Annotated in this window: 1 protein-coding gene; it reads right to left on the minus strand. The window is 57.1% G+C overall.

Annotated features, from left to right (window positions below):
- Positions 1-1,699, minus strand: a 1,699-nt coding sequence (locus NR126_RS28285) for an immunoglobulin-like domain-containing protein (protein ID WP_372827626.1), incomplete at both ends; no start/stop codon positions are given.

The following is a 1,699-nucleotide window of genomic DNA, read 5'->3' on the forward strand; positions in this document are numbered from 1 at the left end:
GCGATGCTGACGGTCACGGTGTCGGTGGTGTCGTTGATCTGCACCACGCCTGGTTCTTTGCTCAGTTGCAGGTCTTCGAAGACCTGGTCCTTCACAGTGGCGTCGGTGATAGTCAGGCTCAGCGGGCCGCCGTCTTTGTAGACGTCGTCGCCTTGGATCGGGGCGGTGTAGATCGCCGAAGTATCGCCAGCTTTAACAGTGACGGTGCCACCGTTGCTGAGTTTGACGGTCAGATCATCCTTCAACGCCTGGTTGAGGGTGATGGTAAAAGTCGGGTTGGCGTTTTCGAACACAGGACCATTGCCAGCGATGCTGACGGTCACGGTGTCGGTGGTGTCGTTGATCTGCACCACGCCTGGCTCTTTGCTCAACTGCAGGTCTTCGAAGACCTGATCCTTAACAGTCGCTTCGGTGATGGTAACGCTCAGCGGGCCGCCGTCTTTGTAGACGTCGTCGCCTTGGATCGGGGCGGTGTAGATCGCCGAAGTATCGCCAGCTTTAACAGTGACGGTGCCGCCGTTGCTGAGTTTGACGGTGAGGTCATCCTTCAACGCCTGGTTGAGGGTGATGGTGAAAGTCGGGTTGGCGTTTTCGAACACAGGACCATTGCCAGCGATGCTGACGGTGACGGTGTCGGTGGTGTCGTTGATCTGCACCACGCCTGGTTCTTTGCTCAGCTGCAGGTCTTCGAAGACCTGGTCCTTCACGGTTGCGCTGTCGATAGTAACGCTCAGCGGGCCGCCGTCTTTGTAGACGTCGTCGCCTTGGATCGGTGCGGTGTAAATCGCCGAAGTATCACCGGCTTTAACAGTGACGGTGCCACCGTTGCTGAGTTTGACGGTCAGATCATCCTTCAACGCCTGGTTAAGGGTGATGGTGAAAGTCGGGTTTGCGTTTTCAAACACAGGACCATTGCCAGCGATGCTGACGGTGACGGTGTCGGTGGTGTCGTTGATCTGCACCACGCCTGGTTCTTTGCTCAGCTGCAGGTCTTCGAAGACCTGATCCTTAACAGTCGCTTCGGTGATGGTAACGCTTAGCGGGCCGCCGTCTTTGTAGACGTCATCGCCTTGAACTGGGGCGGTATAGATCGCGCTGGTATCACCGGCTTTAACGGTAACCGTGCCGCCGTTGCTCAGCTTGACGGTCAGATCATCCTTCAACGCCTGGTTGAGGGTGATGGTGAAGGTTGGATTCGCGTTTTCGAACACAGGACCATTGCCAGCGATGCTGACGGTCACGGTGTCGGTGGTGTCGTTGATCTGCACTACACCTGGTTCTTTGCTCAGTTGCAGGTCTTCGAAGACCTGATCCTTCACGGTTGCGCTGTCGATGGTAACGCTCAGCGGGCCGCCGTCTTTGTAGACGTCATCGCCCTGGATTGGCGCGGTGTAGATCGCGCTGGTATCACCGGCTTTGACGGTAACCGTACCGCCATTGCTCAGCTTGACGGTCAAGTCGTCGGCGAGAGCTCTGTTGATGCTGACAGTGAACGTCGGGTTGGCGTTTTCGAATACGTCGCCGTTACCGGCGATGCTGACGGTCACAGTGTCGGTGGTGTCATTGATCTGTACGACACCTGGCTCTTTGCTCAACTGCAGATCTTCGAAGGCCTGATCCTTCACGGTTGCGCTGTCGATGGTGACGCTCAGCGGGCCGCCGTCTTTGTAGACGTCGTCGCCTTGGATCGGTGCGGTGT

It is taken from the genome of Pseudomonas sp. Pse1, from assembly GCF_024519635.1.
GTDB lineage: Bacteria > Pseudomonadota > Gammaproteobacteria > Pseudomonadales > Pseudomonadaceae > Aquipseudomonas.